This window comes from uncultured Roseovarius sp., assembly GCF_963972555.1.
Lineage (GTDB): Bacteria > Pseudomonadota > Alphaproteobacteria > Rhodobacterales > Rhodobacteraceae > Roseovarius > Roseovarius mucosus.
The window spans coordinates 1-14,343 of sequence record NZ_CAXAUM010000032.1 but is presented as its reverse complement, the minus strand read 5'-3'; the positions used below and the strand labels follow the sequence as shown (position 1 = coordinate 14,343).

Annotated in this window: 16 protein-coding genes; 10 read left to right on the top strand and 6 right to left on the bottom strand. The window is 63.8% G+C overall.

All coding sequences use genetic code 11. The annotated features are described in order from the left end of the window. Positions 1-258 precede the first annotated feature (258 nt). Positions 259-585 carry a DUF1330 domain-containing protein gene (locus AACZ65_RS18070; protein WP_339673275.1) on the top strand — a complete coding sequence of 109 codons (327 nt, stop codon included), beginning with the start codon at positions 259-261 and terminating at the stop codon, positions 583-585. Between the two features lie 6 nt (positions 586-591). Here AACZ65_RS18070 and AACZ65_RS18065 read toward each other — a convergent pair whose 3' ends face one another. Continuing rightward, positions 592-1,551, bottom strand: coding sequence for an L-threonylcarbamoyladenylate synthase (locus AACZ65_RS18065; protein ID WP_339673273.1), 960 nt, complete (start codon positions 1,549-1,551; stop codon positions 592-594). A gap of 137 nt (positions 1,552-1,688) precedes the next feature. Here AACZ65_RS18065 and AACZ65_RS18060 point away from each other — a divergent pair, with 137 nt between their 5' ends. The 5 genes from AACZ65_RS18060 to AACZ65_RS18040 all read left to right on the top strand — a co-directional run bounded on the left by AACZ65_RS18060 (position 1,689) and on the right by AACZ65_RS18040 (position 5,793). Then, positions 1,689-3,407: an acyl-CoA dehydrogenase gene (locus tag AACZ65_RS18060; protein ID WP_339673271.1), complete on the top strand. Its 1,719-nt coding sequence runs from the start codon at positions 1,689-1,691 to the stop codon at positions 3,405-3,407. Next, the gene (locus AACZ65_RS18055; RefSeq protein WP_339673269.1) at positions 3,407-4,450 is read left to right on the top strand and encodes an MBL fold metallo-hydrolase; all 1,044 of its coding nucleotides are present in this window, start codon (positions 3,407-3,409) and stop codon (positions 4,448-4,450) included. The genes AACZ65_RS18060 and AACZ65_RS18055 overlap by 1 nt, the downstream gene beginning before the upstream one ends. A 16-nt stretch (positions 4,451-4,466) precedes the next feature. After that, positions 4,467-4,919 carry a hypothetical protein gene (locus AACZ65_RS18050; protein ID WP_339673267.1) on the top strand — a complete coding sequence of 151 codons (453 nt, stop codon included), beginning with the start codon at positions 4,467-4,469 and terminating at the stop codon, positions 4,917-4,919. A 90-nt stretch (positions 4,920-5,009) separates the two neighbouring features. After that, the gene (locus AACZ65_RS18045; protein WP_075571698.1) at positions 5,010-5,144 is read left to right on the top strand and encodes an aa3-type cytochrome c oxidase subunit IV; all 135 of its coding nucleotides are present in this window, start codon (positions 5,010-5,012) and stop codon (positions 5,142-5,144) included. A gap of 34 nt (positions 5,145-5,178) precedes the next feature. Then, positions 5,179-5,793, top strand: a complete 615-nt coding sequence (locus AACZ65_RS18040; RefSeq protein WP_339673264.1) for a hypothetical protein — start codon at positions 5,179-5,181, stop codon at positions 5,791-5,793. A gap of 144 nt (positions 5,794-5,937) precedes the next feature. On the opposite strand, the gene AACZ65_RS18035 is transcribed toward AACZ65_RS18040, so the two are convergent. From AACZ65_RS18035 to gpmI, 3 genes are read right to left on the bottom strand one after another with little or no spacing between them, the layout of a single operon-like run. Further along, positions 5,938-7,278, bottom strand: coding sequence for a S41 family peptidase (locus AACZ65_RS18035; protein WP_339673262.1), 1,341 nt, complete (start codon positions 7,276-7,278; stop codon positions 5,938-5,940). Positions 7,279-7,281: 3 nt separating this feature from the next. Further along, complete coding sequence (locus AACZ65_RS18030) at positions 7,282-8,421, bottom strand: peptidoglycan DD-metalloendopeptidase family protein (protein ID WP_037269084.1); 1,140 nt, start codon at positions 8,419-8,421, stop codon at positions 7,282-7,284. Further along, entirely contained in the window at positions 8,418-9,932 is a 1,515-nt protein-coding gene (gpmI, locus tag AACZ65_RS18025) for a 2,3-bisphosphoglycerate-independent phosphoglycerate mutase (RefSeq protein WP_339673259.1), read from the bottom strand. Before gpmI ends, AACZ65_RS18030 begins: the two co-directional genes overlap by 4 nt. Positions 9,933-10,165: 233 nt before the next feature. Between gpmI and AACZ65_RS18020 the strand changes: the two genes are divergently transcribed. The 3 genes from AACZ65_RS18020 to cbiB are packed head-to-tail and all read left to right on the top strand — an operon-like array spanning position 10,166 to position 12,392. After that, positions 10,166-10,546: a DUF1636 domain-containing protein gene (locus AACZ65_RS18020; protein WP_339673257.1), complete on the top strand. Its 381-nt coding sequence runs from the start codon at positions 10,166-10,168 to the stop codon at positions 10,544-10,546. A 5-nt stretch (positions 10,547-10,551) separates the two neighbouring features. Beyond that, complete coding sequence (gene cobD, locus AACZ65_RS18015) at positions 10,552-11,496, top strand: threonine-phosphate decarboxylase CobD (protein ID WP_339673254.1); 945 nt, start codon at positions 10,552-10,554, stop codon at positions 11,494-11,496. Between the two features lie 14 nt (positions 11,497-11,510). After that, positions 11,511-12,392: an adenosylcobinamide-phosphate synthase CbiB gene (gene cbiB, locus AACZ65_RS18010; RefSeq protein ID WP_339673277.1), complete on the top strand. Its 882-nt coding sequence runs from the start codon at positions 11,511-11,513 to the stop codon at positions 12,390-12,392. A gap of 4 nt (positions 12,393-12,396) precedes the next feature. Here cbiB and AACZ65_RS18005 read toward each other — a convergent pair whose 3' ends face one another. Both AACZ65_RS18005 and AACZ65_RS18000 read right to left on the bottom strand, forming a co-directional pair. Beyond that, complete coding sequence (locus AACZ65_RS18005; RefSeq protein WP_037269071.1) at positions 12,397-13,044, bottom strand: GntR family transcriptional regulator; 648 nt, start codon at positions 13,042-13,044, stop codon at positions 12,397-12,399. A 30-nt stretch (positions 13,045-13,074) separates the two neighbouring features. Then, complete coding sequence (locus tag AACZ65_RS18000; RefSeq protein ID WP_339673252.1) at positions 13,075-13,767, bottom strand: SprT family zinc-dependent metalloprotease; 693 nt, start codon at positions 13,765-13,767, stop codon at positions 13,075-13,077. A gap of 113 nt (positions 13,768-13,880) precedes the next feature. On the opposite strand from AACZ65_RS18000, the gene AACZ65_RS17995 reads away from it, so the two are divergent. Continuing rightward, positions 13,881-14,207, top strand: coding sequence for a TIGR02300 family protein (locus AACZ65_RS17995; RefSeq protein ID WP_037269065.1), 327 nt, complete (start codon positions 13,881-13,883; stop codon positions 14,205-14,207). Positions 14,208-14,343 lie beyond the last annotated feature (136 nt).

Sequence of the window (14,343 nt, the reverse complement as noted above, 5' to 3'; positions counted from 1 at the left end):
CCCGACCCTAACCTTGGCAAGGTTATGCTCTACCCCTGAGCTACGCCCGCATCCTTGGGTGAGGCGTGATCTATAAACTCTGGCGGGCGGCTGCAAGAGGAAAATTCGCAGTGCCCGGAAAATTTTTGCGCAACGGCAGCGCGGCGCGGTTGCGACCTAAGTAGGAGCGTCAAATTGCTCGGCCCCGGCGCAGGCCGTGCTAGGCTCTGGGGGCGTTGGGCCATGGGGATGGTGGCCAGTGACATCAGGAGGAAACGCATGCCAGCCTATCTTATCGCACAGGTCAAGATCACCGACGATGCCTGGGTCCCCGATTACGCGGCCCGGACACATGACATCGCCGCCAAACATGGCGGGCGCTATCTCTCGCGCAGCGCCAATATCGCGACACTGGAAGGCACAGCGCCCGACACCACCCTGATTGCCCTGATCGAGTTTCCCTCGGCCGATGCCGCCCGCGCCTTTGCCAATGATCCCGACTATGCGCCGCTGGCTCAGGCCCGTCAGGCGGGCAGCGAAGGGCATTTCTGGGTGATTGACGATACCGACGCCGCAGGCTCGATTCCCTATCTGCCCAAGGGCTAAGGGCTGTTACCCCGGCAATCTGTCGTCGCGCGGAGCTGCCGCGCGGCGCAAACGGTCATTGATGGCGCGACCAAGCCCAATTTCGGGAATGGGCGATACCGCGATCGGTGACCCCTGCGAATCAAGCGCGTGCAGATGACCAAAGAGATTGGCCGCCGCCTCGACCAGATCGCCGGAGGGCGACAGGTTCAGGTCCGCGTCCACCGTCCCGAATCCGAGCAACACCTCTCCGGCCTGCCGCTCGCGCGCGTCCAGACGCACGCGCGCACCCGGCGCGTAATGGGATTGCATCTGGCCGGGGGCCACCAAAGGATCATCGGCGGAATGGCGTACCAAATCCGCGTCCAGAAGGGACTCGATGGACTCAACCGGCACCCCGCCGGGGCGCAGCAGACTGGGTCGCCCAACCAGCCCCACGATGGTGGATTCCACCCCCACCGCACAGGCACCGCCCTCGATCACTGCCTCGATCCGCCCGGAAAGCCCCGCCAGAACATGCGCCACCGTGGTCGGGCTGATCCGCCCCGAGGGATTGGCCGAGGGGGCCGCCACCGGGCCGCCAAACTCGGTCAAGAGCCCCTGCGCCACGGGATGCGCAGGCACGCGGATGGCCAGCGTCGGCAACTCCGCCGTCACCAGCGGCGAGAGCCCTGCATCAGCAAGGAGCGGCAGCACAAGTGTCAGGGGACCGGGCCAAAAGACAGAGGCCAGAAGTTCCGCGGCATCCGACCAGTCGACATAGCGCCGGGCCGACTGCGCACTTGCGACATGCACGATCAGCGGATTGAAGCGGGGCCGCCCCTTGGCTTCGAATATCCGCGCCACCGCTCGATCGTTGCGGGCATCGGCCCCCAGACCATAGACGGTCTCGGTTGGAAACGCGACCAGACCACCGGCAGACCAAATCGAAGAGGCCGCTGCATAACCGGCGGCGTCCGCTTGCAATAATTCGGTTGCATTTGCCATATACGTCCCCTGACCTGACGCGGCGTTTTGGTTGCCGCGGCTGTGCCTTTGGTTAGTTTGATCGTCAGGACCGGATCACTACAGGCCTTCCAGACGGATGCCAAGCGAAGCCGACGAGTTGAAAAGGAAAACGGAACATGCCCTATCGCGCCCCTGTAGATGAGTATCGCTTTCTGTTCGATCATATTGTCGGCCTGTCCCACGTGGTTGACACCGACCGGTTTGCTGAGGCCACGCCAGACATGACCGCCGCGATTCTCGCCGAAGCCGCGCGCCTGTGCGAAGAGGTTCTCTATCCGCTGCAACGCAATGGCGATCTGAATCCCGCCAAGCTGGAGAATGGCGTCGTGCGCACCTCCCCCGGCTATGCCGAGGGCTATCGCGCGATTGCCGACGGTGGCTGGGTGTCGATCAGCGCGCATCCCGATCACGGCGGCATGGGGCTTCCGATGACGGTGACGACCGCCGTCAACGAGATGATGTCCTCGGCCTGCCTTTCGCTGCAACTCAATCCACTGATGACCCAAGGCCAGATCGAGGCGCTGGAGCATCATGCCTCGGACGACCTCAAGGCGATCTACCTGCCCAAACTTGTCAGCGGCGCATGGGCGGGCACCATGAACCTGACCGAACCGCAAGCCGGGTCCGATGTGGGCGCACTGCGTTCCAAGGCCGAACCCAATGGCGACGGCACTTATGCCGTAACCGGCCAGAAGATCTATATATCTTGGGGCGATAACGACTTTACCGAAAATGTTTGCCACCTCGTGCTCGCCCGTTTGCCCGATGGCGTGCCGGGCACCAAGGGGATCAGCCTCTTCCTGGTGCCCAAGCTCATCCCCGATGAGAACGGCAATCCCGGCAAGCGCAACAGCCTCAAGGTCGTGAGCCTCGAGCACAAGATGGGCCTGCACGGCAGCCCCACAGCGGTCATGCAATACGATGGTGCGACCGGCTGGCTGGTGGGCAAGCCCCATGATGGCATGCGTGCCATGTTCACCATGATGAACAACGCTCGGCTTGGTGTGGGCGGTCAGGGTATCGGCGTGGCCGAAGGCGCCTACCAGCACGCGCTGGCCTATGCGCTGGATCGCAAACAGGGCCGCACCCCGGTTGATGGCGGATCAGGCAGTATCATGGACCATGCCGATGTGCGCCGGATGCTGGCCACGATGAAGGCCGACATCTTTGCCGCCCGCGCCATCGCGCTGGCCTGTGCGCAGGCCATCGACATGCAGACCGCGACCGGCAATGCCAATTGGGCCGCACGCGCGGCCTTCCTCACCCCAATTGCCAAGGCTTTTGGCACCGATACCGGGATCGCGGTGGCGGAAATGGGCGTGCAGGTGCATGGCGGCATGGGGTTCATCGAGGAAACGGGCGCTGCGCAATATTCCCGCGACGTGCGCGTCACTGCGATCTACGAGGGCACCAACGGCATTCAGGCCATGGACCTTGCGGCGCGCAAGCTCATGGATGGCGGCGAGGCGGCCTATGCCCTTCTCGACGAGATCGAGGCACAGGCCGAAGCCGCCCGCGCCAGCCTGCCCGCATTGGCCGAACCGGTCTGGCAGGCCACCGAGAGCCTGCGTGAAGCGGTCGAGTGGATGCTGGGGCAAAAAGACCTCAACCAACGGTTCGCCGGGGCTGCGCCGTTTCTACGCGGCTTTGCGCGGGTCTTGGGGGGGCATTTCCACCTCAAGGCGGCCTTGGCCGAAGGCGGTAGTGGGTCGCGCACGCGGCTTGCCCGCTTCTACATCACGCGCCTCTTGCCGGAACACGCGGGCCTCTTGGCCCATGCCACGCAAGGGGCCGACGATCTCTATGCCCTCACGCCCGAGGATTTCGCGGCCTGATGGATGGCGGCCCGATCATAGCCACGCCCTGGGACACGCCGCCCGAAACCGGTGCCGCGACCGAGGTGGCCCCCGGCGTGCTCTGGTTGCGCCTGCCGCTGCCCATGGTGCTCGATCACGTCAATATCTACGCATTGGATGAGGGGGATAGCTGGACCATCGTCGACACCGGCATCCATTCCAAGCGCAGCGTTGCACTATGGGAGGATATCTTGTCAGGCCCATTGCAAGGCCGCCCGGTCCGCCGCGTGATCCTGACCCATCATCACCCCGACCATATTGGCATGGCGGGCTGGCTGATGGCGCGCTTTGGTGCCGAGCTTTGGGCCTCGCGCACAAGCTGGCTCATGGCGCGGATGCTGATCCTCGATGTTGAAGACAGCCCGACACCACAGGCTCTCGCCTTTTCGCGGGCGGGTGGGATGGACTCGGAGATTTACGAGGCCCGCAAATCCGAGCGCCCCTATAATTTCTCTGATATCTGCGCCCCCATCCCAGTGGGCTATACCCGCATCCAGGAAGGCGACGTGATCCGCGCGGGCGGCTACGACTGGGATGTGCGCATGGGCGGCGGGCACGCGCCCGAACATGTCACGCTCTGGTCACGCGATGCAAACCTGGTGATCGCCGGTGATCAGATACTGCCCGGCATCAGCCCCAATATCGGCGTCTACCCGACCGAACCAGAGGCCGATCCGCTGGCCGACTGGCTGGCCGCCTGCGACCGGCTGGCCGCCCATGCCCGCGACACGCATCTCGTGCTGCCGGGGCACAAGCTGCCCTTTACCGGTCTGCCCTTTCGCATGCAGCAGCTGCGCGACAATCACCACGGCGCACTCGACCGACTGCGCACGTTCCTTGCGACACCGCGTACCGCAGCCGAGTGTTTCCCCCTGCTCTTCAAGCGTCAGATCGACCGGGGCACTTACGGGTTGGCGCTGGTCGAGGCCATTGCGCATCTCAACCACTTGTTGCACGCTGGCGAGGTGACACGCTCGCGGCGTGCCGACGAGGCATGGCTCTGGCAGATCAAGGATCGCTGACAAGGGGGGCAGGCCCATGGACCCGACCATCCACACCACCGCCGAAGCCGCAGAGGCCGACGCCATGCCGCGCGCCCATGAGGTACATTCCGATCCCAACCAGCCCTGCATCGAAACAGCCGCGCAATCCCTCTCCAACGACGCAGGCCACACCAAGAGCCCGGCGCAATGGGCCTATGAACGGCTGATTCTCTATATCCAGAACTTTGAACAGACACTCGACGAGGCGCATGAGGTGGCGATGGGCTTTGCCGGCAGCGACAGTGGCGTGATCCGCATCGAAGGCATGGGATATTTCGAGCCCGACATTCTGACCTTTTATGGACAAGACCAGATGGGCATGCGCACGCAACTGATCCAGCATGTCGGACAACTCAGCGTCATGTTGCGCGCCCTGCCCAAACAGGTCGAGACAGCCGAGCCCAACCGAATCGGATTTCGCCTCGCACAAGACCTCAACAAAGCCTGAAGCCGCGACAGCTTGGGTGGTGACAGCCCCTGTCAAATGGGCTATCCAACGCCGGAATTTGAACGGAAGTCAGCAAGGGACACACGCGACATGGCCGAGCACAAGCATGGTGAAATGAATATCGACGTTCAGCAAAAGACCTTTGACGGGTTTATCAAGGCGGTCACATATGTCGCCGTCGGCTGCATTGCGCTGTTGCTCTTTATCGCAGCGGTTAACGGCTGAACTCGCGGTCGCTATTCCGCACTGAGGGTATGTAATGCGGTCATTGGTTTTGGCGCTTGCCGCCTCACTTACGCTGGCGGGATGCGCGGCGGAATCGGTTTGGGCACCCGATGAAGAGGTGGCGCGCGCCGCCTATCGCCATGATGGGCCACCGCGTCTGACCCTTTATACAATGATCAACAACAACAATGGCTCGGGCGCGCATACCTCGCTGATGGTGAATGGGTCACAGCGGGTGATTTTCGACCCCGCCGGATCATTCAACAAGGCTGGACACCTGCCCGAGCGCAATGATGTGCTTTTTGGGATCAATCCTCAGGTCGAGGATGTCTATACCCGCTACCATGCGCGCCAGACATACCGCGTGCAGATTCAGCAACTCGACGTATCGCCGGAATTGGCGGAACGCGCGCTGCAACTGGTCAAAGCCAATGGCCCTGTGCCGCAGGCGCAATGCTCGTTTGCAACCTCACGCATCCTGTCAGAGCTGTTTCCGGGTCAGATCGGCACCTCCTGGTATCCGCGCAAGACGGCTGAGGCTTTTGGCAAGCTTCCCAGCGTTTCCGAGCAAACGCTTTACGAGTATGACAGCGACGACAATTCCAATGTTCTCGCGGCATGGGATCCGCAGCGCGCCAAGGCGCAATGACGAACTCCGGGATTTGCTTGCACAGGACATTGCTTGTGCAAGCCGCAAAAGACCCCAGACAAAGACCCGCCCCGCCCTTGAAAACGAAAACCCCGCCCGCACAAGGCGGACGAGGTTTTGATTGCGTGGCATTGAGCCTCGGGTTTATTCCGGCTGCCCCTCTGCCATCACAGACAAACCACGCAGGATGTCTATGGCATAGGCCAGTTGATAGTCGTCTTCCCGCAGTTTTGCCGCCAGTTCGGCCCGCGCCCGATCTTCTTCGATCTGCTTGATCTCATCCTCGGTCAGGCTGTCGTTGCTCAGACGTCCGCGTAGATCCGCCTCGGACCGGTCTGGCCGTTTGGTGGCTTCGTTCTCCTCGGTCTGCGGCACGCGCGGCGGCTGCTCGACTAGAATATCAGGGCTGACGCCAAGGGCCTGAATGGACCGGCCCGACGGCGTGTAATACCGCGAGGTGGTCAGGCGCATCGCGCCATTGCCCCGGAGCGGCATGACCGTCTGCACCGACCCTTTGCCAAAGCTCTTGGTGCCAACCACGATGGCCCGGTGATGATCCTGCAAGGCCCCGGCCACGATTTCCGACGCGCTGGCAGACCCGCCGTTAATCAAAACAACAATGGGCTTTCCATTCGCCAGATCGCCCGGCGTGGCGTTGAAGCGCTCGCCATCCTGCGGATTGCGGCCCCGTGTGCTCACGATTTCGCCCTTGTCGAGGAAAGCGTCAGAAACCTTGATCGCCTGCGTCAGCAGGCCACCGGGATTGTTGCGCAGGTCAAGCACGATCCCGCTCACCTTGTCCTCGCCACCCAGTTCCTCGATCTTTTCCGCCAGACCGCTTTCAAGATTTGCATAGGTCTGATCATTGAACGTGGTCACGCGCAGTACGACCGCATCTTGCTCCGCTCGGGCCCGCACCGCCGTCAGCTTGATCGTATCGCGAATGATCGACACGTCAAACGGCTCCGGCGAGCCCTCGCGCACCACGGTGATGATGATCTCGCTGCCCACCGGCCCGCGCATCAGATCCACGGCCTCATCAAGCGTAAGGCCCAGAACACTCGCCCCGTCCACATGGGTGATAAAATCACCCGACTCGATGCCCGCCTGATCCGCCGGGGTGCCATCCATGGGCGAGACCACCTTGACGAAGCCGTCTTCTTGCGTGACCTCGATCCCGAGCCCGCCGAATTCACCGCGCGTCTGCACCTGCATATTCTCGGCGTCATCGGGCGAGAGATAGCTGGAATGGGGATCAAGCGAGGTCAACATACCATTGATAGCTGCCTCGATCAGGTCCTTGGTTTCGACTTCTTCAACATATTGCGCCCGAATCCGCTCGAAAATATCTCCAAAGAGATCAAGCTGTTCGTAGACGTTGCTGGTCGTCTCGGCCTCCTGCGCCAATAGCGGGGCGGCCACCTGTGTCGTCACCACAGCGCCGGTCAGAATGCCGGCAGAGGCGGCCATCAGGAATTTTTTCATGTCTCAACCATCCTTATCGGTCTTGAACCACGTGAGCGGGTCCACTGGAGAATTGTCTTGCCGCACCTCAATATAGAGCGTCTGTGTGCGTCTGGCACCCGTATCCTGCGCATCGGCGGCAAGTAGCAGATCACCTTCGCTCCCTGCTCCTCCCATCAGCCCCACCGGACTGCCACCCGGCAGAACCTGCCCTGCCTGACCATAAACAACATCGAGACCCGCAAACACCAGCAAAATCCCCGCTTGCGGTTCCAGAATGATCACATTTCCGTAGTCGAGCAAGGGCCCGCGATAGCGGACTGTGGCCGCGCTGGGCGCGGTGACAAGCGCCCGCGGACGCGTGGCCAGTAGAATGCCGGGGCGCGCGACCCCGGCGGCATCCGCCTCACCCGCGCGGCGCAGGATAACCCCCTCGGCAGGCAGTGGCAGCGCCCCCTTGCGCGCCGTAATGTCGGGCAGGCTGCCCGGTGCCTCATCCACCGCGATCTCGCTCAGTCCACTGGCGAACCCCTCCAGCGTCTCGGTCGATGCGATGAGCAGCGCTGTCCTCACAGGGTCCTCGGTAAAGCGGCGCGGCAGGTCGGTGCGCTCGGCTATGGCGGTGCTGAGCGCGGTGCGCGCCTCTTGGACACCCTCCAACCCCTCTTGCAACTTGTCCGCAGCACTTTGCTGGAGTACGCGCAGCACACTCAACTCTTGCACCTTGTCGCGCAGTTCAAGCGCTCGGGCGTCCAGCGCCGGGGCCACTTCGGATAGGATCATCCCGGCCCGCGCCGTGCCGACAGGCCCCGACGGATGCATCAAGAGCACTGGAACAGGGGCATTGCCCATGGTCGAGAGCACGCCAAGCAATTGTGCAATCTCGGCCTCGCGCGCCTGCAATTCCGCGCCAAGCGCCTGTTCGCGCAGCGACGCCCGGCGCAGCCCGTCGCGCATCGCCTCTAGCCCATCCTCATAGCCGGCGATGACTTGGGTCAACGCCTTGACCCGGTTCTGCGCGCCATCTGCCTCTGCCAACGCCTCTGCCGCAAGGCTCAGCTGTTCACTCGCCGCGCGCGCTGCTGACGCCGGATCTTGCGCCATAACCGGCGCAACTCCACCGCAGAGCCACAAAAGCGCGCAACAGGTGGGCAACAGCCTCATGTCAGCAGGGTCTCCCCAGTCATTTCCAGCGGTTTTTCCAGCCCCATCAGTTGTAGCACCGTCGGCGCCAGATCGGCCAGCCGCCCGCCCGCCCGCAAGTCGGCCCCCTCTGGCCCGCCCAACAGGATAACCGGCACTGGGTTGAGCGTGTGGGCGGTATGCGGCCCGCCGGTTTCGGGATCGACCATAACCTCGCAATTGCCGTGATCTGCCGTGACGATCATCGTGCCGCCCACTTCTTCCAGCGCCGAAACGACCCGTCCAAGACCTTGGTCCACCGCCTCACAGGCGGCCATCGCCGCCTTGAGATCGCCGGTATGGCCGACCATGTCGGGATTGGCGTAATTGACCACGATCAGGTCATACCGCCCCCGGATCGCCGCGACGAGCCGGGTCGTGACCTCCTCGGCTGACATTTCTGGCTTGAGATCATAGGTCGCTACATTGGGCGAGGGAGCCATGTAGCGATCTTCGCCTATCTCGGGCTGTTCCTTGCCGCCGTTGAGAAAAAAGGTCACATGCGGATATTTTTCAGTCTCGGCCAAGTGAAACTGGCGCAAGCCATGCTGAGCCACCCATTCGGCAAGGGTGTTGACGATATCGCGCGAGGGGAAAACCGTTTCGAACCACGCATTATGGGCCTCGGAATATTCCACCATCCCGAGCAGCGCCGCCCATTTTGGGCAAGACCCCCGCTCAAACGCCTCAAACGCAGGATCGGCAATGGCCTGCAGGATTTCGCGGGCGCGGTCGGCGCGAAAGTTGAGACAAAAAAGACCGTCACCATCCCGCGCGCCCATATAGTCGCCAATCACGGTCGCGGTTATGAATTCGTCGGTCTCGGAGCGGGCATAGGCATTGGTGATCGCCATGCGTGGATCGGGGCAACGCAGGCCGCGCCCGGCGACGATCGCCTCATAGGCCTCTTCTACGCGCGACCAGCGGTTGTCGCGGTCCATGGCAAAATAGCGCCCCGTGACGGTCGCGATACGGACCTCGGGCGGCATCATTTCACGCAGTGCCTCCAACTGCACCCGCGCCGATTTCGGGGCAACGTCGCGCCCGTCGGTCAGCGCATGCAGCAGCACCGGCACCCCAGCCTCGGTCAGCGCCCGCGCCGCCGCCGCGATGTGATTGAGATGCCCATGCACTCCGCCATCGGACATCAACCCCAAGAGATGCGCCCGCCCGCCACTGGCCTTCATCTTGGTTACAAAGCTCTGCAAGGCGCTGTTTTCAAAGAAAGAGCCTTCTTCTATAGCAAGGTCGATCTGGCCCAGGTCCATCGCCACAACGCGACCCGCGCCGATATTGGTATGCCCCACCTCGGAATTGCCCATCTGGCCGCGCGGAAGGCCCACGTCGGGGCCATGGGTGATCAATGTGGCATGGGGGCAATTGGCCATCAGCCGGTCGAAAACAGGCGTTCGCGCCAGATGCGGCGCGTTGGCATCGGGGCTGTCGCTCAGCCCCCAACCATCGAGGATGCACAGGACGACGGGTTTCGGCATGCTCTCTCCTGACCTTCGTGTTGCCGCCTTCTAGCCTGTCGCGACCGCAGGGTGAAGCTGCTTTGCGGTCGCGCCGCAATCCGGCCGATTCCTGTCGCGCGCCGCGCGGTCGTGGTCCGGCCCTCACTCTATGACACTGCTATCGCGCGGGGTTTCACGGTGCCCCCGTCAGGGCGCTTGCGAAGAGAGCGGAATTCCGCTTGAACGGGCCTGCGGACAAGGAAAGGCACGAGATGACGACTTGGATCACCATTTGCGACACCTGCAAGCGCGAGGATTGGGATGCCGCCACGCACACGCGCCCGCATGGCGAGGATCTCGCAGCACTTGTCGAACGCGCCGCGGAGGGGTGTGCGACGGTCCGCACTCGGCGGGTGGCCTGCCTCATGGGCTGTGGCAAAGGCTGTAACGTGGCCATTCAGGGCGCAGGCAAACTGGCCTATACCTTGGGCGATTTCACACCTGACGCCGCCGCCGCCGAGGCCATTGTCGCCTATGCCGCCCTCCATGCCGAGAGCGCGACAGGACAGGTGCCCTACAAACAATGGCCGCAGGGGGTAAAGGGGCATTTCGTGACCCGCCATCCCCCCTTGCCCTCTGACACCGAGGCGTGACGCGCATGCACCGGGACCATGGCGGCGGGATCGACGCGGCGCGGGCTGCGCATGGCGGAGAGCGAACCGATTGGATTGATCTCTCGACGGGGATCAACCCCCTGCCCTATCCGGTGGGCGAAATCACACCCGAGGCCTGGACCGCACTGCCCGACCGCACCGCGCAAGAGGCGCTCATTCGCGCCGCGCGGCACTTCTGGCAGGTGCCGGATGGGGCCTCCGTGCTGGCCGCCCCCGGGGCCTCGGCGCTGATTGCACGGCTGCCCGGCCTGCGTGCGCCCGGAACGGTCCATATCCCCGGCCCCACCTACAATGAACACGCCGCCAGCTTTCGCGCTCATGGCTGGCAGGTGATCGACACCCGCACTGCGGATACGCACGTGGACGCGCGGGTCATCGTGCATCCCAACAACCCCACGGGACAGTTTCACGGGGCGCAAGACCTGGATGCCCCTCTGACCATCGTAGACGAAAGCTTTTGCGATGTGGCGCCAGACCGCTCACTGCTGCGCCATGCGCTGACGCCGGGCCTGATCGTGCTCAAGAGCTTTGGCAAGTTCTGGGGGCTGGCCGGGCTGCGGCTTGGCTTTGCCGTAGCTGCGCGCGCAGAGGTGGAGCGCTTGGCCGACATGCTTGGGCCATGGCCGGTCTCTGGCCCGGCACTGGAAATCGGGGCAAGGGCACTCAACGATCCCGACTGGGCGCGCGAGACGCGGGTGCGCCTCAATGAAGAAGCAGCGCGGCTCGACGCGCTGATGTGGCGCGCGGGCGCCGAGGCGGTGGGGGGCTGTGCCCTCTTCCGACTTTACCGGGTCAAATCCGCCGCGGCGTGGCAGGCGCGTCTGGCAGAACACCGCATTCTTATCCGGGTGTTCCCCTATGCGGGTGATCTGATCCGGCTGGGCCTGCCGGGGCCAGAGGGTTGGGCACGCCTCGAGGCGGCGCTGTGACCCTCGTTCTGGCGATGCTGCTTGATGCCGCCTTGGGCGAGCCGCGCTGGCTCTGGGACCGGTTGCCGCATCCGGCGGTCCTGATGGGGCGCGCGGTGGGTTGGTGCGACAGGGTGCTCAATCGTGGCGCGGCACGGCGCGCGCGGGGCATCGCAGCGATGACTGGCCTCGGGCTTTTGGCCCTTGGGCTGGGCTGGGCCCTCTCGCAACTGGGTCCGGTGGTCGAGGTTGTCGTCGCCGCAATCCTCTTGGCGCAACGCTCGCTTGTCGATCACGTGGCGGCAGTGGCGCGCGATCTGCGGATATCCTTGGGCGACGGACGGCGCGCGGTGGCACAGATCGTGGGGCGCGATACGGCGGCAATGCAGCCCTCTGACGTGGCGCGCGCAGCCATCGAATCAGCCGCCGAGAACCTCAGCGACGGGGTGATCGCCCCCGCGTTCTGGTATCTCATCGGCGGTCTGCCGGGTCTCATGCTCTACAAGATCACCAATACCGCCGACAGCATGATCGGCTATCGCACGCCGCGCCACGAGGCCTTTGGTTGGGCTGCCGCGCGATTCGACGACCTGCTCAATCTCGCCCCCGCACGGGCGACGGCTGGGCTCATTCTCGCCACCCATGCACTCTGGTGGCAATGGGATGCGGTCGCACGCGAGGCGCGGCAACACCGCTCGCCCAATGCCGGCTGGCCTGAGGCGGCTATGGCACGTGCCTTGGGCGTGGCACTCTCAGGCCCACGATCCTATCACGGCACGCGGCAAGAGTTTCCCTATGTCAATGCAACCGGGCGCCGCGACATCGGCGCGACCGAGATCGAAGCCGCCTGCCGCGCGCTCTGGCGGACATGGGGTGCTGCCCTGGCCTTGGTGGCTGTGTTGACGCTGCTGGTCTGACGCCTCAGCCGATCAGCATCTTGAGCCCTTGTGTCACGTCGGAGCGAACAGCCAGGCGCAGGCTGGGCTCATCCCCCGCCTTGAGCGCCGCGATGATCAGCCGATGATAGTGCGGCGGGTCCTTGCGCCGCAGACGGCCATAGAGCGCGCGCATCGTGGGCCCGAGCTGGAGCCAGACAGTCTCGGCCATGGCCAGCATCGCAGGGGCCTGCGCGCGCAGATAGAGCGTGCGGTGGAATTCGAGGTTACGTCGGATATAAGCCACCGCGTCCTGACGAGCGATATCCTCGGCCACACGGGCATTGATGCTCTGGAGCCGGTCAATCAAGGCAATATGCGCACGTGGCAAGGCGCGGCTGGCCAGTTCCACCTCGATGAGTGCACGCAAAGCAGCCAGTTCCTCGATCCGCTCGCTGTTGAGTTCGGGCGTGGACACCCGGCCAGAGCTGGACATGGTCAGCGCGCCCTCGGCTGACAGACGGCGCACGGCCTCGCGCGCAGGCGTCATCGACACGCCAAACTCCGCGCCGATACCGCGCAGGGTCAACGCCTGACCTGGGGCAATCTCACCATGCATGATGCGCGACCGCAAACCGCGATAGACGCGGTCATGCGCAGAGGGGGACGGATCGGGGCGCGGTGGCAACAACATGGCCCCATGTGATCACAAATCCAGCGCCGGTCAATCACCGAAACGATAGCGGTGCAGCGCGCCGCCCTCGCGGCGCAGCCAGGCGCGCGGGGTCTCATAGTCCGGCATGAGGCGCGCCACCTCGGCCCAGAACGCCGGGGAGTGATTCATCTGGGCCAGATGCGCCACCTCATGCGCCGCCACATAATTCAAAACATCGGGCGGCGCGAGGATCAGCCGCCATGAGTAACCGAGCGCGCCCTTGGCCGAACAGGATCCCCACCGCGACCGTGTGTCGCGCAAGGTCAGCCGGGTGTGCCGCCGCCCCAAGAGGGCCGCGTAATGATCAGAGGCCGCCGCCAGCCGATCCCGCGCCCGCGCCTTGAGCCATCCTTCGAGACGCGCACCAACACTCTCTTGCGGTCCCGGCACGCAGAGTTGCGCCGCATCGCGCACGATCCGTCGACCGGTTCCGGGCACGATTCGCAAGATCTCTCCCTCAACAGGCAGATCACAGCCAAATCCCACGACCGTTTGCGCCGGCCGTCCCTCAAGATGACCACGCAGCCAGTCGGCCCGCGACCGGGCAAAGGCAAGCGCCTCAGCCTCGCTCACGCCACGCGGAATCGTAAGTGTCACGCGCCCATCCAGCCCTGACACACGCAGCGAAATCCGCCGCGCGCGAGCACTATGGCGTAAACTCAACGCAACCGGGGGGTTGCCCGCCAGCATGTGATGGCCCATATGCGCTCCTGCTCGGGGTCTGCGTGTCACCGTCAAAGGCTTTGACAGCCATTCAATGTTATGGCAGGGGACGCGGATCGTCGACAAGACCAGAGATTCAAAGGGGATCACCCATGCCCAAGGAAGAATGGGGCGTCAAGCGTATCTGCCCGACCACCGGCAAACGCTTTTACGACCTGAACAAGAACCCGATCGTCAGCCCCTACACGGGCGAGGTGGTGGAACTGTCGTCGCACAAAACGCGCTCGATGGCTCCGGACGCCGAAGATGCGGAAACGAAGAAACTGAAAGCAGGGAGCATTCTCGATGAGGATGCCGATCTGCTGGATGATGACGACGTCGATGTCGAGCTGGATGATGACCTGCTCGAGGACGACGAGGACGAGGACGTGTCGCTTGACGACATTGCCGACGTGGCCTCGGACGACAACGATCTTTAAAAATCGGAGGGCGGGATTTTCCACTTGATCCCGCCCGCAGCTTTGCTTAGAGAGCGGCGCACGGCCCAAAGCGGCCACGGAATTGGGGCCTTAGCTCAGCTGGGAGAGCGCTTGCATGGCATGCAAGAGGTCAGGG